Below are 20,346 nucleotides of genomic sequence, written 5' to 3'. Positions count from 1 at the left end.
TTTGCATCGACTGCCCGGCTGCCGGGTGCACTGCAGGATATGGGTGCACCGTAATGACGACAAACCGGCGAGAAGTTACTCCCCTTGTTGCGCGGATAGTAGCAGCGCTAAAAGATAACGCCAAGAGGCATCTTCACTGCCGTCAAAAATAAATCGGGGCCCCATCAAGGAGCCCCGCAAACAGGTTCAACACATCCCCATCAGAGTGGATCGACCTTGAGGCAGGAGACAGCGTGATCGAAGTTCCCCTCCAGCACAGGGCGGGTCTTGGCACACTCGGGGCCAGCCACCGGGCAGCGGGTGCGGAACACGCAACCGGACGGCGGGTTCATCGGTGAGGGCAAATCCCCCTCCAGGATCTGGATCACCTTGTTGCGCTCCAGCTCAGGATCCGGGATCGGCACAGCAGACATCAGCGCCTTGGTGTAGGGGTGCAGCGGATTGGCGAAGATCTCCTTGCGAGTCCCCAGTTCAACGGCGTTGCCCAGATACATCACCAGCACCCGATCGGAGATGTGTTTGACCACCGACAGATCGTGGGCGATGAAGATGAGCGACAGCCCCATCTCCTTTTGCAGGGATTTGAGCAGGTTGACCACCTGCGCCTGAATAGAGACGTCCAGCGCCGACACCGGCTCATCGCAGATAATCATCTTGGGCTCGAGGATCAGCGCCCGGGCAATCCCGATCCGCTGGCACTGGCCGCCAGAAAACTCGTGCGGGTAGCGGTTGACCAAGTTGGGCAAGAGCCCCACCTTGCTCATCATGGCGCGCACCTTCTCCTTCACCTCTTCCCGTGGCAGGTTGGGATAGAAGGTGATGAGCGGCTCGGCAATGATGTCGCCGATGGTCATGCGCGGGTTCAGGGAGGCCAGCGGATCCTGGAAGATCATCTGGATCTCTTTGCGCTTCTCGCGCAGGGCATTCTGGTCGAGCTTGGTGAGATCATCACCCAGCCACACCACCTTGCCCGCCGTCGCCGGCACCAGACCGATGATGGCGCGGGCAAAGGTAGATTTGCCGCAACCGGACTCACCCACCACCCCGAGGGTTTCACCTTCGTAGAGTCGCAGAGTAACACCATCGACCGCCTTGAGATCGGACGGTTTGGCCCAAGGCCACGCCTTGCCACTCTTGATACTGAAGTGGACCTTGAGGTCAGACACTTCCAACAGCAATTTTTTGTCGGCACCCATTTAGTTGCCCCCCTTGTTGATGGCATCCGAAACCCAGTGGCAGTGGCAAAACCGCTCCCGACCGTCGTTGAACGGCTTCAGAGGCATGGATGATTGCTGGCCGCAGTTAACAGCATTCATACGCTTACCTCCTTGCCGTTGATGGCATCGGATATCCAGTGACAAGCACGTTCCCGACCGTCGTTGAACGGGGTCAGGATCGGTGACTGCTGGCCGCAAATCTCGCTGACCCGATGGCAACGCTCCTGGAAGGGGCAGCCGGTCGGCAGACGCAGCAGGTTGGGCGGATTACCCGGGATGGTGGGCAGCACTTCTCCTTCGGTATCGAGGCGGGGAATGGCGCGCAGCAAACCTTCGGTATAGGGGTGGCTCGGACGATAGAAGATATCGTCCACCTTGCCGTACTCCATGGTACGACCGGCATACATCACCAGCACCTTGTTGCAGATACCGGCGACCACGCCAAGGTCGTGGGTGATCATGATGATGGCGGTGTTGAACTCGCGCTTGAGCTCGTTCATCAGGGTCATGATCTGGGCCTGCACGGTCACGTCGAGCGCGGTGGTCGGCTCGTCGGCGATCAGCAGTTGCGGCCGGCAGAGCAGCGCCATGGCGATCATCACCCGCTGACGCATACCGCCGGAGAACTCGTGGGGATACATCCCCATCCGCTTGCGTGCTTCAGGAATTTTGACCGCATCGAGCATCCGTACCGACTCTTCGAACGCTTCCGCCTTGCTCACCCCTTTGTGCAGCATCAGCACTTCCATCAGCTGATCCTGCACCTTCATGTAGGGGTTGAGCGAGGTCATGGGGTCCTGGAAGATCATGGCGATCTTCTCGGAGCGGATCTTGTTGAGCTTGGACTCCGGCAGGTTGAGGATCTCCTCCCCCTGAAATTTGGCAGAGCCGGTAATAATGCCGTTTTTGGCCAGCAGCCCCATGATGGCAAAGGCCGTCTGGGATTTGCCGGAGCCGGATTCACCGACGATCCCCAGAGTTTCACCCGCAGAGAGAGAAAAGTTGAGGTCGTTGACCGCCACCACATTGCCGTCCGGGGTCTTGAACTCGACCCGCAGATCTTTCACATCCAGTAACTTCATATAAAAACTCCTTATCGATCTTTCGTGATGCTTTCCTGTCGATCCGATGCTCGATTAACGATCTTTCGGATCGAGGGCGTCACGCAGACCATCCCCGAGGAAGTTGAAGCAAAACAGGGTCACCACCATAAAGCAGGCGGGGAACAGGAGTTGCCAGATGGCCACTTCCATCGACTTGGAGCCTTCATCCAGCAGGGCACCCCAGCTGGTCATCGGTTCCTGAACCCCAAGGCCCAGGAAACTCAGGAAGGATTCAAACATGATCATCCCCGGCACCAGCAAGGTGGCGTAGACGGCCACGATACCGAGTACGTTCGGTACGATGTGACGGGTGATGATCTTCCACTTGGAGACGCCACAGACGTGGGCCGCCTCGATAAACTCCTTGCTCTTGAGGCTGAGAGTCTGGCCCCGCACGATACGCGCCATGTCGAGCCAGCTCACCGCCCCGATGGCGATAAAAATGAGTGCCAGATTGCGGCCAAAGAAGGTGACCAGCATGATGACAAAGAACATGAAGGGGAAGGCGTTGAGGATCTCCAGTACCCGCATCATCAGGCTGTCGACCCGCCCGCCGATAAAACCGGAGGCCGCACCATACAGGGTGCCGATGATGACCGCCACCATGGCGCCCATGATGCCAACCATCAGGGAGATGCGACCGCCCAGCAGGGTGCGTACGAACAGATCGCGCCCCAGACTGTCGGTTCCGAAGTAGTGACCCGCTTCCATATCCGGCGGCGACTGCATGGCGCCCCAGTCCGGATCGTCAAAGGTGTATTGGGACAAATGGGGGCCAAAGATGACCGCCAGACCGATGATGGTCAGAATGATCAGGCTGGTCAGTGCCGCCTTGTTGCGCAGGAAACGGCGACGGGCATCCTTCCACAGGGAGCGCCCCTCCACCACCTCGACCTTTTGCGCGAACGCCTCGACGGCATCGCGTTTTTCAGTTGAAACAACCATGATGCACTCCCGAATTAGTAACGGATCTTGGGATCGATAAAGGCGTAGAGAATATCGACCACAGCGTTAAAGGTGATGGTCAGGGCACCGACCAGAATGGTCAGACCGAGCACCATGGAGTAATCACGGTTAAGGGCACCGTTAACGAACAGCTGGCCAATCCCCGGCAGACCGAAGATGGTCTCGATCACCACGGAACCTGTGATGATGCCGACAAAGGCCGGGCCCAGATAGGAGACCACCGGCAACATGGCCGGACGCAGCGCGTGTTTCAGGATGATATGGCGCAGCGGCAAGCCCTTGGCACGGGCGGTACGGATGAAGTTGGAGTTCATGGTCTCGATCATGCTGCCCCGCATGATCCGCGAGATGGCGGAGATGTAGTACATCATCATGCCGAACACCGGCAGCACCATAAACTGGATGCCACCACCCTGCCATCCACCGGCAGGGAACCAACCCAGATGAATACTGAAAAACAGCACCAGCAAGGGCGCCAGCACAAAGCCCGGGATCACCACCCCGGCCATGGCCGACGACATCAGTAGATAGTCGATGATGGTGTTCTGTTTCAGTGCCGCTATGGTGCCGAAGGTGACCCCCAGCAACACGGCGAAGAAGAAGGCCGTGGTCCCGATCTTGGCGGAAACAGGCAGCGCCTGGCTCACCAGATCATTGACGGTAAAATCCTTGTATTTGAAAGAGGGACCCAAATCACCCTGCACCAGGTTGCCCAGGTAGGTGAGATATTGCATGCCAATGGGTTTGTCGAGCCCATATTTGGCCTCGATATTGGCGATGACTTCGGGGGGCAGTGAACGCTCGCTGGTAAAGGGGTTACCGGGGGCGAAACGCATCATGAAGAAAGAGACGGTGATCAAGACCAGCAGAGTCGGGATCGCTTCCAATAGCCGTTTAAAAATGAATTTCAACATAGACATTTCCTGTCCTGTACTGCTTCCAAAGGGTCGCGGTTGTAATAAAGGCCCGCCGTCCGGCGGGCCCTGCTTGTTATGCGACTTGTTGCTTTAAATCAGTGAGCAATGATGTACATATCTTTGCTGTAGAGGTTATCCAGCGGGTTGGCCGGGTAGCCGCCTACATAGGGTTTGACCATACGGGCAGTCACGTACTGGTAGATGGGGGCGATCGGCATGTCTTTGGCCAGGATCTCTTCAGCCTGGACGTAGAGCTTGTTACGGGCAGCCACATCGACCTGATCACGGGATGAATCCATCAGCTTGTCGAACTCCGGATTGGAGTACTTGCCGTCGTTGTTGCCGTGGGTGGTCTGCATCAGATCCAGCATGGAGGAGGCTTCGTTGTAGTCGGCGATCCAGCCGGCACGACCTACGTCAAACTGACCCTGTTTCTTGGTTTCCAGGTAAGTTTTCCACTCCTGGTTGACCAGGCTCACCTGCACCCCCAGCTTCTTCCACATGGAGGCCACAGCCACAGCCACTTTCTTGTGGTTGTCGTCGGTGTTGTAGAGCAGCTCGAACTTCAGCGGCTTGCTGGCATCGAAACCGGCCTCTTGCAGCAGCGCCTTGGCCTTGGCATCACGCTCGGCCTGGGTCATCTTCGACCACTCGGGCGCTACCGGCTTGAAGCCATCGACGAAGTCCGGCACCAGGGTGTAACCCGGCGTCTGACCCTGACCCATCACCTTGTCGGCGATCACGTCGCGATCGATGGCATAGGAGAGCGCAGTACGGACACGCACATCGTCAAACGGCTTCTTCTTGACGTTGTACTGGTAGTAGTAAGTGCCAACATAACCGGTCACTTTCAGCTCGTCCGGCTTCTCTTTCTTCATCTGCTTGAAGCGCTCGATGGGCATCTGATAGGTGATGTCCACTTCGCCCGCCAGATAGCGGCTCAGGTCGGCGTTGGTAGACTGGATGGGCAGATAGACCACCTTGTTGATGACGGTCTTGCCATCGTTCCAGTAGTGCTTGTTTCGCTCCACTTCGACGCGCTCGTTCACCACCCAGTTCTTCAGGGTATAGGCACCGTTGGATACCATATTTTCCGGCTGGGTCCACTTGTCACCGAACTTCTCGATCACCTTCTTCGGTACCGGATAGGTGGTGGTGTGGGAGAGCATGCTGACGAAGTAAGGGATCGCTTTCTCGAGCTGCACTTCGAAGGTGTAGTCGTCGGTCGCCTTCACGCCCAGCGTATCAGCCGGCTTTTTACCTGCGATGATCTCGGAGGCATTGGCAATGGTCGGGATCTCCAGATACCAGGAGTAAGGAGAGGCGGTTTTCGGATCAACGGCACGCTGGAAAGCAAAAACGAAATCGTGGGCAGTGACCGGGTCACCGTTGGACCACTTGGCATCTTTGCGCAGGTGGAAGACGTAGTGCTTGTTATCCTTGGTTTCCCAGGATTCAGCCACCGCCGGGAGAATTTCCCCTTTCGGGCCGGAAGCAACGAGACCCTCGAACAGGTCGCGCAGGATATTGGATTCGACCGTTCCTTCGGTCTTGTGCGGGTCAAGGGTAGCAGGCTCGGAGCCGTTGCCCTTTACCAGTTGCTGGACTTCAGCCAGCTTGGTTCCCGCCGGGACATCGGCAGCCTGAGCCACATTGACGCCACCAAACAGTGCAGCCACCAGCAATGTGTTAATCATTGTTTTTTTATGAGTCATTTCCCTACTCCAACAAGAACATTCCATGCGTTTTTTAAAGTGACGGGGTTAAAACCCGCTCCCAGCATAATTCCCTGCCAATTCCGATAATGCAACAGATATTGTCAGGGTAACCGTCATTTTCTGGTCAAAAAATCAGCTAGCGTGCGCTTTTTCAGTATTAAAACACCAGCAAAGCGCTCATTTTTCACACAAACGACCGATTCTAGAAAAGACAGGGCAAAAAGCAACCAATAAAAAGCCGGTCACGAGGACCGGCTTTCATAAAGCGGAGCTGGCTCACATCAGGCTGGGGAAAACCCCCTTGATACCGGCCACCATGATCTCGATACCCAGCGACATCATGATAAGACCCATGATACGGGTCACCACGTTGATGCCGGTGTTGCCCATGATCTTGAACAGCAGCGGCGCGGCACGGAAGATGAGCCAGGAGCAGAAGGAGAAGACCACGACAACCACTGACATGCCGAGCAGCTGCTGCCAGTGGCTCTGGCTGGCGTAGACAATCACCGAGGAGATGGCACCGGGACCCGCCATCAGCGGCAGCGCCAACGGCACCACGGCGATAGACTCGCGCACCGCCAGTTCACCCTTCTCCTGTTTGTTGTGCTTCACTTCGCCCAGCTTGCCCTGCAGCATCGACCAGGCAATCAGGGTAATCAGCGACCCACCGGCGATCCGGAACGACGCCAGCGAGATGCCAAAGCCATCGAGGATCAGCTGCCCCATATACATGGAGACCAGCAGGATCACCATCACCGCGATATTGGCGGTGGTATTGGTTTTCATCCGCTCGGCCTGGGTATGGTGGCTGGTCAGGCTGACAAACACCGGCAACAAACCAAGCGGATTGATAATTGCGAACAAACCGACAAAAAACTTCAGATACAACGAGACGTCAATTGCTGCCATAGGCGCCTTCCAATAGAGTTTCGGGCCCAGCGGGCCAGTCCATTAATTTCGTGCGTAAATTTACATCATAGCCAGAGCGGGCACCAATCAAATAATCTCACCATTTTGAGGGTTTTTTAGTTAGTTCATCTAATGCATCCGCGCTAACTGGCATAAACCGATGCCAAAAGCCCTTTCTACCGCCCGACACGCGCCAGAAAAGTGAACGCAAGCCTGCTTAATCATGACCAGAGAGTCCGACGATGACTGACCGAATGACAAAGCGACTCGAGAGAATCCAAGCTTTGCCTTCCCACTATTTCAGGCCAGACATCACTTCATTGACTCGGCAAGAGAGCCACAATGCAAAAACCGGGAAAGCGGGCAGAAATGGCCCCCTTGGGGAATAAAGCGGATTAGTCATGGATTAAAACAACAATCATTTTTGCAACAAACGCTGGAATAAAGTGCGTTTGTCGGTGATTTTGAAACCAATTCACTCATATTTGCTAACCTGCACAGCCAAAACGGCCCTACTATCTGATGGCGAAGTGCAATTAACCACTTGATAAACGTGGTTTATTACTCTGCATTAACAAGTCTCTCACCTTTCCCTTTGATGCACATTCCGATAACATCAGTCAAACAAGGATTGTGAAATAAAATTTCTTTTGTTCTTTTGTTACACATGATCCAGATCAAGTTTTTCTGAGTCAGCCCCGCTCTATAATCGACTCAGAAAGCGATTTAGTAAGGCATGTGAAAAAGCTGTTGCAACGATACCGTCTTGACAAGGCGACTATAATTGCCGGGCATTGCCAACGTCTTACTAAACAGTTTTCAAATAATCAGGAGATAAACATGGCAGTAACCAATTTGGCTGAACTGGATGCACTGGTCGCCCGCGTTAAGGAAGCACAGCGTGAATTCGCCAGCTTCTCTCAAGAGCAGGTAGACAAGATCTTCCGTGCCGCCGCCCTGGCCGCCAACAACGCCCGTATCCCCCTGGCCCAGATGGCCGTGGAAGAATCCGGTATGGGTATCATCGAAGACAAGGTTATCAAGAACCACTTCGCCTCCGAATATATCTACAACAAGTACAAAGACGAGAAGACCTGCGGCATTCTGAGCGAAGATGATCAGATGGGTACCATCACCATCGCCGAGCCGGTAGGTATCATCTGTGGTATCGTTCCGACCACCAACCCGACCTCTACTGCGATCTTCAAATCCATGATCGCGCTCAAGACCCGCAACGCCATCATCTTCTCCCCGCACCCCCGTGCCAAGAACTCCACCAATACCGCTGCCAAGCTGGTACTGGATGCAGCTGTTGCCGCTGGTGCACCGAAAGACATCATCGGCTGGATCGACCAACCGTCTGTTGAGCTCTCCAACGCCCTGATGAAGCACGAAGACATCAACCTGATCCTGGCCACCGGTGGCCCGGGCATGGTGAAAGCAGCCTACTCCTCCGGTAAGCCTGCCATCGGTGTAGGTGCCGGTAACGTACCTATCGTTATCGACGAAACCGCCGACGTGAAGCGTGCCGTTGCCTCCATCCTGATGTCCAAGACTTTCGATAACGGTGTGGTCTGTGCTTCCGAGCAGGCAGTCATCGTTGTTGATGCCATCTACGACCAGGTTAAAGAGCGCTTTGCATCCCACAAGGGCCACGTGCTCTCCAAAGAAGATGCTGACAAGGTACGTAAAGTCATCCTGATCAACGGTGCCCTGAACGCCAACATCGTTGGTCAGCCAGCCACCAAGATTGCCGAGATGGCAGGCGTGACTGTGCCGGCTGATACCAAGATCCTGATCGGTGAAGGCGTCAAGCTGTGTGCAGAAGATGAGTTTGCTCACGAGAAATTGTCCCCGCTGCTCGGTATGTTCCGTGCTAGCAGCTTCGAAAACGCCGTTGATATGGCCTGTGACATGGTCAACATCGGTGGTATCGGCCACACCTCCGGTCTGTACACCGACCAGGACCGCAACGCTGACCGCATCAAGTGCTTCGGCGACAAGATGAAGACCGCGCGTATCCTGATCAACACTCCGTCTACCCAAGGCGGTATCGGTGACCTGTACAACTTCGCAATGGCTCCGTCCCTGACCCTGGGTTGCGGCTCCTGGAGCGGTAACTCCATCTCCGAAAACGTGGGTCCGAAGCACCTGATCAACAAGAAGACAGTCGCAAAACGGGCAGAAAACATGCTGTGGCACAAACTTCCGAAATCCATCTACTTCCGTCGTGGTTCCCTGCCGATCGCTCTGAGCGACCTGGAAGGTAAAAAGCGTGCCATGGTCGTAACTGACCGCTTCCTGTTCAACAACGGCTACGCCGATGAACTGGTCAGCCTGCTGAAAGCACAGAATATGGAAGTGGAAGTGTTCTACGAAGTAGAAGCTGACCCGACCCTGGCTGTAGTTCGCAAGGGTGCCGAGATGGCCAACTCCTTCAAACCGGACGTTATCCTGGCGCTGGGCGGTGGTTCACCGATGGATGCAGCCAAGATCATGTGGGTGATGTACGAACACCCGAACACTGCGTTCGAAGATCTGGCCATGCGCTTCATGGATATCCGCAAGCGTATCTACAAGTTCCCGAAAATGGGCGTGAAGGCCGAACTGGTCTGTATCACCACCACTTCCGGTACCGGCTCTGAAGTCACTCCGTTTGCGGTAGTAACCGATGAAGTGTCTGGTCAGAAGTATCCGCTGGCTGACTACGAGCTGACCCCGAACATGGCCATCGTTGATGCCAACCTGGTGATGGGTATGCCGAAGTCCCTGTGCGCCTTCGGTGGTATCGACGCCGTGACTCACGCCATGGAAGCCTATGTTTCCGTACTGGCTAACGAGTACTCCGACGGTCAGGCGCTGCAAGCCCTGAAAATGCTGAAAGAGTACCTGCCATCCAGCTACCAGAACGGTGCCAACGACCCGATCGCTCGTGAGAAGGTGCACAATGCTGCCACCATCGCCGGTATAGCGTTCGCCAACGCCTTCCTGGGTGTGTGCCACTCCATGGCTCACAAACTGGGTGCCGAGTTCCACATTCCGCACGGTCTGGCTAACGCCCTGCTGATCAGCAACGTCATCCGCTACAACGCGAACGACAACCCGACCAAGCAGACTGCGTTCTCCCAGTACGACCGTCCGCAGGCTCGTCGTCGTTACGCCGAAGTCGCTGACCACCTGGGTCTGACTGCTGCCGGTGACCGCACCGCAGCCAAGATCGAGAAGCTGCTGACCTGGCTGGACGAGCTGAAGGCTACCTTGGGTATTCCGGCCTCTATCCGCGAAGCTGGCGTGACTGAAGCTGACTTCCTGGCCAAGGTTGACCAGCTGGCTATCGAAGCCTTCGATGACCAGTGCACCGGCGCCAACCCGCGCTACCCGCTGATCAGCGAGCTGAAGCAGGTTCTGCTGGACTCCTACTACGGTCGTCCGTTCACCGAAGCCGCTCCGGTAACTGCTGCCCCGGTTGAAGCCAAGGTTGAAGGCAAGAAGAAATCCAAGGCCTGATAACCAGTCCTGTGATAACAAGCCCGCGCACTGCGCGGGCTTTTTTATCTGCCACTAATCACAGCCATCATCTCCCTGCCGATTGCGGTAGTGCAGCCCCTCTCTTCCCAACCAACCAACCAACCAACCAACCAACCAACCAACCAACCAACCAACCAACCAACCAACCAACCAACTCGCCCCAGCCAATCCGCTATCAACATCCCAACCTGTGACTCTGTATTGATGGGCACCTGTGATAACAAGAGCACGCTCCATCACCTCCTCTCCCCTACCCCCAACGAATTACCCTGACGGGCAGATGTGAGCAGTCGACGCCATCTCAAGAGCTAAAGGTGTGATAAACAGGATAAGCGGAGCCTCGCTAACGCAACGCAGCAGAACTGCCGACTGGCGTACGTACAGGGCCAACCGACTGGCATGAATAGAGCAATGATAATGCGCAGAGAAAGCGGGAAAGACTGTCAGTGAAGAGAGTTGCAGTACCAGTTGCGCAACCGACACATCAGCAGTTGCCACGATGCAAAGATAAAAAAATGGCAGCCATCAGGCTGCCATCGGGAGAGCACAATTCAGCGATCAGAGGGTCGCAGCGACTTCATCGGAGATGGAGCCGTTGTGGTAAACCTCTTGCACGTCGTCCAGATCTTCCAGCATGTCGATCAGACGCATCAGCTTGGGTGCAGTTTCTGCATCCAGCTCAGCTTCGGTGGAGGGGATCATGGTCACTTCGGCGCTCTGGGCCTTGAAGCCGGCAGCTTCCAGACCGTCCAGCACGGTACCGAAGTCGTTCGGGGTGGTGTACACCTCGATGGTGCCATCCTCTTCGGTGACCACGTCATCGGCGCCCGCTTCCAGCGCGGCATCCATCAGGGCATCTTCGTCTACGCCAACGAAGGTCAGCAGACCTTTCTTGCTGAACAGATAGGCAACGGAGCCGTCGGTACCCAGGTTGCCACCGCACTTGCTGAAGGCGTGACGCACTTCGGCTACGGTACGGTTACGGTTGTCGGTCAGGCACTCTACCATCACGGCAGAGCCAGCCGGGCCGTAACCTTCGTATACGATGGTCTCGAGCTGCTCGCCATCGCCACCACCGGCGCCACGCTGAATGGCACGGTTGATGGTGTCGCGGGTCATGTTGTTGGTCAGGGCGGCAGTCACCGCAGCACGCAGACGCGGGTTGTTGGCCGGATCGGCATCACCCAGACGCGCGGAGGTAGTGATTTCGCGGATCAGTTTGGTGAAGATCTTGCCACGCTTGGCGTCCTGAGCGGCCTTGCGGTGTTTGATGTTGGCCCATTTACTGTGACCTGCCATAGAGACTCTCCGTTATTTTTTAAATGTCAGTAACACTGATCATGACTAACTCAAGGGAAACACAGAGGCCGCACGGCGGCGGCCTCCGGTGCCGGTATCGGCTTACTCGTCGCCCTTGACGGTGGTTGCAATCGCCAGCTCACCCAGTTGGGCGGCGTTGGCAAGGCTGGGGGCGTCTGTCATCAGACAGGCGGCCGCGGTCGTTTTCGGGAAGGCGATGACGTCCCGAATGTTTTCGGTGCCGGTCAGCAGCATGCTGAGACGGTCCAGACCGAAGGCCAGACCGGCGTGCGGCGGGGTACCGTACTTCAGCGCATCCAGCAGGAAGCCGAACTTCAGGCGCTGCTCGGCCGGGGTGATACCCAGGATGTCGAACACGGTGGACTGCATCTCGCTGTTGTGGATACGGACAGAGCCGCCACCCACTTCGTAGCCGTTGATCACCATGTCGTAGGCGTTGGCGTAAGCCCCCACCGGATTGGCTTTCAGCTCGGCCGGGCTCATGTTGCTCGGCGCGGTGAACGGGTGGTGCATGGCGGCCAGACCACCTTCACCATCTTCCTCGAACATCGGGAAGTCGATGACCCACAGCGGTTTCCAGCTGTTCTCCAGCAGGCCCAGATCGCGACCCACTTTCAGACGCAGGGCGCCCATGGCATCGCAGACCACTTTCTTGCTGTCAGCGCCAAAGAAGATGATGTCGCCGTCGGCAGCACCGGTACGGGCCAGGATCTCGCGCACGATGGCGTCAGAGAGGAACTTGGCAACCGGAGACTGCACGCCTTCGATACCGTTGGCCGCTTCGTTGACCTTCATCCAGGCCAGGCCCTTGGCACCGTAGATGCCGACGAACTTGGTGTACTCGTCGATCTGCTTGCGAGAGAGCTCGGCGCCGCTCGGTACTTTCAGGGCAGCCACACGGCCTTTCGGATCGTTGGCGGGGCCAGCGAACACGGCGAACTCGACAGCAGTCAGCAGATCAGCCACATCGACCAGCTCCATTGGCAGACGCAGGTCCGGCTTGTCGGAGCCGTAGCGACGCATGGCTTCGTCGAAGGTCATGATCGGGAAGTCGCCCAGATCCACGTTCAGGATGTGCAGCCACAGTTTGCGGATCATCTCTTCCATCACTTCACGCACTTGCGGCGCGGTCATGAAGGAGGTCTCCACGTCGATCTGGGTGAATTCCGGCTGGCGGTCGGCACGCAGGTCTTCGTCACGGAAGCACTTGACGATCTGGTAGTAGCGATCGAAGCCGGACATCATCAGCAGCTGCTTGAACAGCTGGGGGGATTGCGGCAGGGCGTAGAACTTGCCCTTGTGCACGCGGCTCGGCACCAGATAGTCACGGGCACCTTCCGGGGTGGCCTTGGTCAGCATCGGGGTCTCGATATCGAGGAAGCCGTGCTCGTCCATGAAGCGGCGTACGAAGGCGCTGGCCTTGGCACGGGTCTTCAGGTACTTGGCCATCTCGGGACGACGCAGATCCAGGTAACGATACTTGAGGCTGATCTCTTCGCTGTTGACCTGATTGAAGTCCAGCGGCAGCGGCTCGGCACGGTTTATGATGTTGAGTTCGTGGGCGAACACTTCGATGGCGCCAGTGGCCATGTCGCTGTTGCGCTGGGACTCGGGACGGGTACGCACCACACCGGTCACCTGGATGCAGAACTCGCCGCGCAGCTCGGAGGCCAGGGCGAACGCCTCCGGCTTGTCCGGATCGAAGAACACCTGAACGATCCCTTCCCGGTCGCGCATATCGATAAAGATCAGACCGCCGAGATCACGACGACGATGAACCCAACCGCACAATGTAATGGTCTGCCCTGCATGGGCCTCATTGACCTGTCCGCAATAGATAGAGCGCATGGACTTCTTCCTTCGAAATTGTAGAGAGACGGTTAACCTTGGGCCGCCGGGCACGACTGGCAAGCACCGTCTGTCTCACAGCTGGCCAGATTCTTTTTCTTACCCGGTTTGAAATCAGTCTCGTACCATCCGGTTCCCTTGAGCCGGAAGCCTGCCGCCGATATCAGCTTGACCAGATTCGGCTTGCTACAGGCCGGACAGTCGGTCAGGGGGGCATCGGAAAGCTTTTGCAGTTTTGCCAATTCATGGCCACAGACGTCGCAACGATATTCGTAGATAGGCATGGGTCACAAGAAATTGAAAAACAAAAGGGCTGGCATTATAGAGGAAAACCCCCTTTTGGGTAAAATGGCCAGCAGCCTCCTTTCGCCAGTTTTTTGCACTCGATGGCAAAAAGCGGGCAAAAAATCGGCACGAATGCACCAAGAGCGAAGAGAATAGCCATCATGAGCCTCTATTTGGGCCTGCCGCAGTGGTCCCACCCCAGCTGGCCCGGCCAGTTGCTGGGCCTTGGCGCCAAGCCTGCCGAACACCTTGCCCACTACGCGGCCGTGTTCAATTCGGTGGAGGGTAACACCACCTTCTACGCCCTGCCGACCCCCGATACGGTACAGCGCTGGGCCGATGCGGTGCCCGATCACTTTCGTTTCAACTTCAAGTTTCCGCAAACCATCAGCCACCAGAGCGATCTGGTGAGCGCAGACAAACAGGTTGCCGACTTTATCAAGCTGCTTGCGCCACTACGCGACAAGCTGGGGCTGCTCACCCTGCAGTTGCCCGCCCGTTTCGGGCCAGAGGGGCTGGCCAGACTGGCGGCCTTTATCGAGCGGCTGCCGCGGGAGTTTCGCTACGCCATTGAAGTGCGTCACCCTGACTTCTTCGCCAAGGGGGAGGCCGAGCGGGCATTAAACCGGCTGCTGATGGAACAGGGTGTGAACCGGGTGATGCTCGACAGCCGGCCACTCTTCTCGGTGCAAGCAACCACACCAGCCCTTGTCGATGCCCAGGGCAAGAAACCGCGCCTACCGGTGCATCTGCTGGCCACCGCCAACGCCCCCATGGTGCGCTTTATCGGCCTGCCGGATCCGGCGGCCAATCACCCCTTCCTGCCCAGCTGGCTCCCCCACTGGCGCCAGTGGCTTTCCGAGGGCAAGGATCTCTACCTCTATATACATACTGCCGACAACGTCCAGGCACCTGAGCTGGCCCGCCAGATCACCCGCTTGCTGGAGCAGGAGATGGCCCCCTGGCCGGGGGAAAACGATCGCGCACGGCAGGGAGTGCTGCGCTTTTAGCCAACCCATTCTGCGGCCATCGTTTCGCAGCAAAAAAAGTGCTTTTTTGTGGCGTGGCAAGCCCTGGCGTCAAGACAAACGGCCATCAATCCTCTACACTACCGCCCCAAGTAAGGGTCCGGAACATGGCCCGTACGAACAGGACAGGTCCAAAGGATTTCACGACCAGCCACCCCGTTCGTAAACAGGTGATAAATCTACTCTGATGGGTGTCACCCAACGACTCAATTGAACAATACAGCCGGGTGATGTCCCGACTGTCAGGTTGCGCCAGCATGCATACCAAAGATCAAATTTTTGCCGCCCCGATCGCCCGATTGGGAGACTTCTGTTTTGACGAACAGGTCGTCGACGTTTTTCCCGATATGATCCAGCGCTCGGTGCCGGGTTACAGCAACATCATCTCCGCCATCGGCATGATGGCCGCCCGCTACGCCCAACCCGAGAGTCGACTCTATGATCTCGGCTGCTCACTGGGCGCCGCGACCCAGGCGATGCGTCGCCATGTCAGCCAGCCCGGCTGCCGCATCACCGCGGTGGATCTCTCCCATCCGATGATCGAGCGCGCCCGCGCCCACCTCTCCGGTTTCAAATCCGAGGTGCCGGTGGAGCTGGTAGAGGCGGATATCTGCGACATCGAGATCGAGAACGCCTCCGTGGTGGTACTCAACTTCACTCTGCAGTTTGTCGAGCCAGAGAAACGGGCCGCCCTGATCCAGCGCATTCACGATGGGCTGCGCCCGGGCGGAATCCTGATCCTGAGCGAAAAGTTCCGCTTCGAAGATGAACCGGTCAACGAGCTGCTCATCGATCTGCATCTCGACTTCAAGCGGGCCAATGGCTACAGCGAGCTGGAGATCAGCCAGAAACGAACTGCCCTTGAGAACGTGATGCGCACCGACAGCCTGCAGGTGCATCAGGCCCGTCTGCGGGACGCCGGTTTCATCCATCAGGATCTCTGGTTCCAGTGCTTCAACTTCGGCTCCATGATTGCCATCAAATCCAGCGACGCCCAGCCATGATCGACTTTGCCAATTTCTATCAACTGATTGCCAAAAACCGGCTGAGCCACTGGCTGCATACCCTGCCTGCCCAGCTGCACGCCTGGCAACATGACAACCAGCATGGCGACCTGCCGCGCTGGAACCGCGCCCTCAACAAGCTGCCGGTGGTATCGCCCGGCAACGTCGAGCTGAAAAGCCGGGTCGAGATAGGCTCGGCCGAGAGCCTTGGCGAAGGGGAGCGCAAGAAGGTCGAGAGCCTGCTGCGCCACTTCATGCCCTGGCGCAAGGGGCCGTTCACCGTGCACGGCATCCACATCGATACCGAGTGGCGCTCTGACTGGAAGTGGGATCGGGTGCTGCCCCATATCAGCCCGCTCGAAGGCCGTTACGTGCTGGATGTGGGCTGCGGCAGCGGCTACCACCTCTGGCGCATGGTCGGTGAAGGAGCTCGGCTTGCGGTCGGCATCGACCCAAGCCCACTGTTCCTCTGCCAGTTCGAGGCCATTCGCCACTTCGCGGGCAATGATCAGCGTGCCCATCTATTGCCGCTCGGTATTCAGGAGTTGCCGGAGCTGCGGGCGTTTGACACCGTCTTCTCCATGGGGGTGCTCTATCACCGCAAATCCCCCATCGAGCACATCGAGCAGCTGCGCAATCAATTGAAAGATGATGGCGAGCTGGTGCTGGAGACCCTGGTGATCGATGGCGGGGTCAACGACGTACTGATGCCCACCGACCGTTACGGCAAGATGCGCAACGTCTGGTTTATTCCCTCAAGCCGCGCCCTCAAGCTGTGGGTCGAGCGCTGCGGCTTCACCGACGTGCGGATAGTAGACGAGAATATGACCAGCACCGACGAACAGCGTCGTACCGACTGGATGATTAATGAATCCCTGAGTGACTATCTGGATCCAGACAATCCGGCACTCACGGTAGAAGGACACCCGGCGCCGAAACGTGCCGTACTGATTGCCCGCAAGGCCAAAGACTAGCCGATGGCGATTCAGGAAGTTACACTGACCCAATTCCAGGAAGCACAGTTAAATGAATGACATGAAAAGCAAATTAAAAGGAATGACCCTGCTCTCCCTGCTTAGTCTCGGCGGGTGTGTCAATATGGAAAAAGCGCCTCAGGTCCCTGCTCTGACGCTGGCCGAGCTTCGTAGCGAGCTGAGCCAGAGCGAGCAGCGCCTGCAAACATCCATGGAACAGCAACAGAAGCAGTATGTGCAGCAACAGCACCTGCTGGTTCAGCTCAACACAGATGTCACCAATATGAAAGAGTCCGTCAAACAAGTAGACCACAAGCTCGCCACCCTCCCCTCCGAGCCGCCCAAACCGATGGCCATCCCCACCGAGAAGTGCCCGGCCCCCAATCAGGGTCACACCATCGATGGCAAACTGATGGTCGGTGAAGCCGAGTGGATCTGGGTTGATGCGGCCAACGACGCCTTCCAGGCGCGGGTCGATACCGGGGCGACCACCTCCTCCATCAGTGCGCAGGAGATCACCATTTTCGAGCGCAACGGCAAAAACTGGGTGCGCTTCTTCCTGAGCCATCAGGAAGTGGACGACAAGATCCAGATCGAAGCGCCGCTGGTACGCCATGTGCGGGTGCGTCAGGCCTCTGCCGACGATCTGGACCGCCGTCCGGTAGTGCGTCTGGCCGTGCGCATTGGCGACATGACCGAGAAAGCCGAATTTACCCTGAAAGACCGTAGCGACATGACCTTCCCTGTGCTGCTGGGTCGCGAATTTTTGAAAGACATCGCCGTGGTTGATGTGGCCCGCGAATATATCCAACCCAAACCCAAGCTCAAGGATGTGAAATAATCCATGGTTTCCCGTAAGCCGTTCTATTTGCTGGTAGCCCTGCTGTACATTGTCGGCCTGGGGATGACGATCTATCACCATATCGCGTTGGATGTACCCCTGACGCCCGGTGAAAAGCGCCAGATCTGGTCCATCGAAGCCAAGCTGGAGTTTGAGGCGACCGGTGAGCCGGTGATCGCCTCTCTGGCCATTCCGGGCACCCAGCCCGGTTTCACCCTGATGAACGAGAACGCCGCCAGCCCGGGCTACGGCCTCTCCTTCGTCGAGAAAGATGGCGATGCCCGCGCCGAGTGGTCCATCCGCACCGCATCTGGCCGTCAGGAGCTCTACTACCGCGTCGACATGATGGCGGATGCCCATGCCAAACCGGCCGCCAATCCGCAGCCGCCTGCCATCGAGAAGCAGATCGAGAGTGAGCCTTACGCCACCGCGATGAAGCAGATCCTCGAGCGGGCCCAGGAGCGCTCTGCCGACGGCTACACCCTGACTCGCGAGATCATCAAAGAGATCGAGAAGCAGGAGCAGAACGCCGAGCTGCTGAAAAAGCACAAGAGCCGCGCCAACCTGATCGCCGAGCTGCTCAACAATGCTGACGTCCCCACCCGCGTGGTGCATGCCCTGAATCTGGAAGATGGCCGCCGTCGTCAGGAGCTGGTGGATTACCTGCAGGTATTCAACAGCCCGACCGACTACAAGCTGTTCAACCCGCAAACCGGTGAACAGGGTCGTCCGGCCAACCTGCTGCTGTGGGAATACAACTCCGGCGCCCTGCTGGACGTAACCGGTGGTCACAACTCCCGTGTCAGCTTCTCGATGATCGAGCAGGAGCAGCCGGTTAGCGTGGCACTGGCGCAGAAGTTCGAAAAATCGGAGATGATGAACTTCTCCATCCACAGCCTGCCGCTGGAAGAGCAGACCCTGTTCAAGGGCTTGCTGCTGATCCCAATCGGCGTGCTGATGGTGGTGTTCCTGCGGGTTCTGGTGGGGATCAAGACCTCAGGTACCTTCATGCCGGTGCTGATCGCGGTCGCCTTTATCCAGACCTCGCTGGTCACCGGTCTCATCGGCTTCCTGCTGATCGTCGGTACCGGTCTCATCATCCGCTCCTATCTGTCGCGGCTTAACCTGCTGCTGGTCGCCCGAATATCGGCCATCATCATCATGGTTATCTCGATGATCGGTATCTTCTCCGCGTTCGCCTTCAAGCTGGGGCTGACCGACGGTATGAAGATCACCTTCTTCCCGATGATCATCCTCTCCTGGACCATCGAACGGATGTCCATCCTGTGGGAAGAAGAGGGCCCGAAAGAGGTGTTCCGCCAAGGCGGTGGCTCTCTGCTGGTGGCTGTCATCGCCTATCTGGCCATGGATAACGAGCTTATTCGTCACCTCACCTTCAACTTCCTCGGCCTGCAGCTGGTGCTGATGGCGACCGTGCTGTTGATGGGTAACTACACCGGCTACAAGCTGAGCGAACTGAAGCGCTTCAAGCCGCTGGTGGACGAGATGAAATCGGGCGTCACCCCAGGTAAGGACAAGTAACCGATGTGGTTCTGGGAAAAATACACCACCCCGTGGAGCCTGTCCCAATCAGGCATCCTCGGCATGAACAAACGCAACCACTCCTACATCAGCCGCTACAATCCTCGCAGCCTCTATCCGCTGGTGGATGACAAGCTGCAGACCAAGCAAATTGCGCTGGATGCAGGTGTTACCGTGCCTGAGCTGATCGGTACCATCCGTGCCCAGCACGATGTGGGTCGCATCACCGAGCTGGTAAAAGATTGGCCGGGCTTCTGCATCAAGCCGGCCCGTGGCTCGGGCGGCAAGGGGATCCTGGTGATCCTGCGTCAGGAAGATGGCCTCTTCTATAAACCCAACGGCAGCGCCTCCAACGGTCAGGATCTGGAGCGCCATGTCTCCAACATTCTGGCGGGGCTCTATTCGCTCGGCGGCAAGCCCGACGTGGCGCTGGTGGAAGGCCTCATCAACTTTGATGATGTGTTCGACGGCTACTCCTTCGAAGGGGTACCCGATGCCCGAGTCATCATCTTCAAAGGGTTCCCGGTGATGGCGATGATGCGCCTCTCCACCGCAGCCTCCGATGGCAAGGCGAACCTGCACCAGGGCGCCGTGGGGGTGGGTCTGTGCCTGCGTACCGGTCGTGCCCTGCGGGCGGTACAGTTTGGCAATCCGCTGCGCCACCATCCGGACACCGGCCTCGATCTCTATGAGCTCAAGGTCCCACACTGGGATACCCTGCTAACTCTGGCCGCCTCCTGCTACGAGATGTCGGGTCTGGGCTATATCGGTACCGATATGGTGCTGGACAAGTTCCGTGGCCCCATGCTGCTGGAGCTCAACGCCCGTCCTGGTCTTGCCATCCAGATCGCCAACGGTCGCGGCCTGGTGCCCAACCTCAAGACCATCGAGAAGCTGGGGCAGGTGAAGATGAACGTGGAGCAGCGGGTCAATTTCGCCAAGGATCACTTCGGGATCTTTGAGGAATAACTTCTTCGCTTGTGAACTAAGCGCGCCTATGGCGCGCTTTTTTATGGCGATTGTCTGTCGGCATATCCCCCATCCAGCCATAGGGGCAGCACCTCATTTCGAAACGACGAGTACGCCAGCGAACGGCAGCTTGGGATAGCGTGGAGCGATGGAGCGATGGAGCGATGGAGCGAT

General features: G+C 57.4%; 17 protein-coding genes. 7 read left to right on the top strand and 10 right to left on the bottom strand.

Annotated features, from left to right (window positions below):
- Nucleotides 1–200: 200 nt before the first annotated feature.
- The 7 genes from oppF to ACTG1P_RS21050 all read right to left on the bottom strand — a co-directional run bounded on the left by oppF (nucleotide 201) and on the right by ACTG1P_RS21050 (nucleotide 6,833).
- On the bottom strand, nucleotides 201–1,196 hold the full coding sequence (gene oppF, locus ACTG1P_RS21080) for a murein tripeptide/oligopeptide ABC transporter ATP binding protein OppF (protein WP_069529809.1): 996 nt from the start codon (nucleotides 1,194–1,196) through the stop codon (nucleotides 201–203).
- Nucleotides 1,197–1,316, bottom strand: a complete 120-nt coding sequence (locus ACTG1P_RS21075) for an oligopeptide transporter ATP-binding component (protein WP_440002165.1) — start codon at nucleotides 1,314–1,316, stop codon at nucleotides 1,197–1,199.
- Nucleotides 1,313–2,299 carry an ABC transporter ATP-binding protein gene (locus ACTG1P_RS21070; protein WP_440002164.1) on the bottom strand — a complete coding sequence of 329 codons (987 nt, stop codon included), beginning with the start codon at nucleotides 2,297–2,299 and terminating at the stop codon, nucleotides 1,313–1,315. The genes ACTG1P_RS21075 and ACTG1P_RS21070 overlap by 4 nt, the downstream gene beginning before the upstream one ends.
- A gap of 54 nt (nucleotides 2,300–2,353) precedes the next feature.
- A complete protein-coding gene (gene oppC, locus ACTG1P_RS21065) occupies nucleotides 2,354–3,265 on the bottom strand; it encodes an oligopeptide ABC transporter permease OppC (protein WP_005337670.1) in 912 nt (303 codons plus the stop codon).
- A gap of 14 nt (nucleotides 3,266–3,279) precedes the next feature.
- A complete protein-coding gene (gene oppB, locus ACTG1P_RS21060; protein ID WP_005337672.1) occupies nucleotides 3,280–4,200 on the bottom strand; it encodes an oligopeptide ABC transporter permease OppB in 921 nt (306 codons plus the stop codon).
- 98 nt (nucleotides 4,201–4,298) lie between these two features.
- Nucleotides 4,299–5,918 carry an ABC transporter substrate-binding protein gene (locus ACTG1P_RS21055; RefSeq protein ID WP_005337675.1) on the bottom strand — a complete coding sequence of 540 codons (1,620 nt, stop codon included), beginning with the start codon at nucleotides 5,916–5,918 and terminating at the stop codon, nucleotides 4,299–4,301.
- A gap of 279 nt (nucleotides 5,919–6,197) precedes the next feature.
- Complete coding sequence (locus ACTG1P_RS21050; protein ID WP_005337678.1) at nucleotides 6,198–6,833, bottom strand: YchE family NAAT transporter; 636 nt, start codon at nucleotides 6,831–6,833, stop codon at nucleotides 6,198–6,200.
- An 840-nt stretch (nucleotides 6,834–7,673) separates the two neighbouring features.
- Here ACTG1P_RS21050 and adhE point away from each other — a divergent pair.
- Complete coding sequence (gene adhE, locus ACTG1P_RS21045; RefSeq protein WP_440002163.1) at nucleotides 7,674–10,340, top strand: bifunctional acetaldehyde-CoA/alcohol dehydrogenase; 2,667 nt, start codon at nucleotides 7,674–7,676, stop codon at nucleotides 10,338–10,340.
- Nucleotides 10,341–10,919: 579 nt separating this feature from the next.
- On the opposite strand, the gene ACTG1P_RS21040 is transcribed toward adhE, so the two are convergent.
- The 3 genes from ACTG1P_RS21040 to ACTG1P_RS21030 form a co-directional block, all read right to left on the bottom strand.
- Nucleotides 10,920–11,660: a YebC/PmpR family DNA-binding transcriptional regulator gene (locus ACTG1P_RS21040; RefSeq protein WP_005337681.1), complete on the bottom strand. Its 741-nt coding sequence runs from the start codon at nucleotides 11,658–11,660 to the stop codon at nucleotides 10,920–10,922.
- 102 nt (nucleotides 11,661–11,762) lie between these two features.
- Entirely contained in the window at nucleotides 11,763–13,529 is a 1,767-nt protein-coding gene (gene aspS / locus ACTG1P_RS21035; RefSeq protein ID WP_440002162.1) for an aspartate--tRNA ligase, read from the bottom strand.
- A gap of 32 nt (nucleotides 13,530–13,561) precedes the next feature.
- Nucleotides 13,562–13,813, bottom strand: coding sequence for an FmdB family zinc ribbon protein (locus tag ACTG1P_RS21030; protein WP_005337686.1), 252 nt, complete (start codon nucleotides 13,811–13,813; stop codon nucleotides 13,562–13,564).
- Nucleotides 13,814–13,975: 162 nt separating this feature from the next.
- Here ACTG1P_RS21030 and ACTG1P_RS21025 point away from each other — a divergent pair, with 162 nt between their 5' ends.
- The 6 genes from ACTG1P_RS21025 to ACTG1P_RS21000 all read left to right on the top strand — a co-directional run bounded on the left by ACTG1P_RS21025 (nucleotide 13,976) and on the right by ACTG1P_RS21000 (nucleotide 20,172).
- Entirely contained in the window at nucleotides 13,976–14,824 is an 849-nt protein-coding gene (locus ACTG1P_RS21025) for a DUF72 domain-containing protein (RefSeq protein ID WP_440002161.1), read from the top strand.
- A gap of 275 nt (nucleotides 14,825–15,099) precedes the next feature.
- Entirely contained in the window at nucleotides 15,100–15,846 is a 747-nt protein-coding gene (cmoA, locus tag ACTG1P_RS21020) for a carboxy-S-adenosyl-L-methionine synthase CmoA (RefSeq protein WP_278166925.1), read from the top strand.
- Nucleotides 15,843–16,820: a tRNA 5-methoxyuridine(34)/uridine 5-oxyacetic acid(34) synthase CmoB gene (gene cmoB, locus ACTG1P_RS21015; protein ID WP_042056497.1), complete on the top strand. Its 978-nt coding sequence runs from the start codon at nucleotides 15,843–15,845 to the stop codon at nucleotides 16,818–16,820. Before cmoA ends, cmoB begins: the two co-directional genes overlap by 4 nt.
- A gap of 52 nt (nucleotides 16,821–16,872) precedes the next feature.
- Complete coding sequence (locus ACTG1P_RS21010; protein WP_005337698.1) at nucleotides 16,873–17,661, top strand: ATP-dependent zinc protease family protein; 789 nt, start codon at nucleotides 16,873–16,875, stop codon at nucleotides 17,659–17,661.
- A gap of 3 nt (nucleotides 17,662–17,664) precedes the next feature.
- Nucleotides 17,665–19,203: an inactive transglutaminase family protein gene (locus tag ACTG1P_RS21005; protein ID WP_005337699.1), complete on the top strand. Its 1,539-nt coding sequence runs from the start codon at nucleotides 17,665–17,667 to the stop codon at nucleotides 19,201–19,203.
- Nucleotides 19,204–19,206: 3 nt separating this feature from the next.
- On the top strand, nucleotides 19,207–20,172 hold the full coding sequence (locus ACTG1P_RS21000) for an alpha-L-glutamate ligase-like protein (protein WP_005337700.1): 966 nt from the start codon (nucleotides 19,207–19,209) through the stop codon (nucleotides 20,170–20,172).
- The last annotated feature ends 174 nt before the right edge of the window (nucleotides 20,173–20,346 follow it).

Source organism: Aeromonas sp. 11P (assembly GCF_051920165.1).
Classification (GTDB): Bacteria; Pseudomonadota; Gammaproteobacteria; order Enterobacterales; family Aeromonadaceae; genus Aeromonas; species Aeromonas veronii.
Note: the sequence above shows the minus strand (reverse complement) of the source record. Positions and strands in the feature narration are given on the sequence as shown.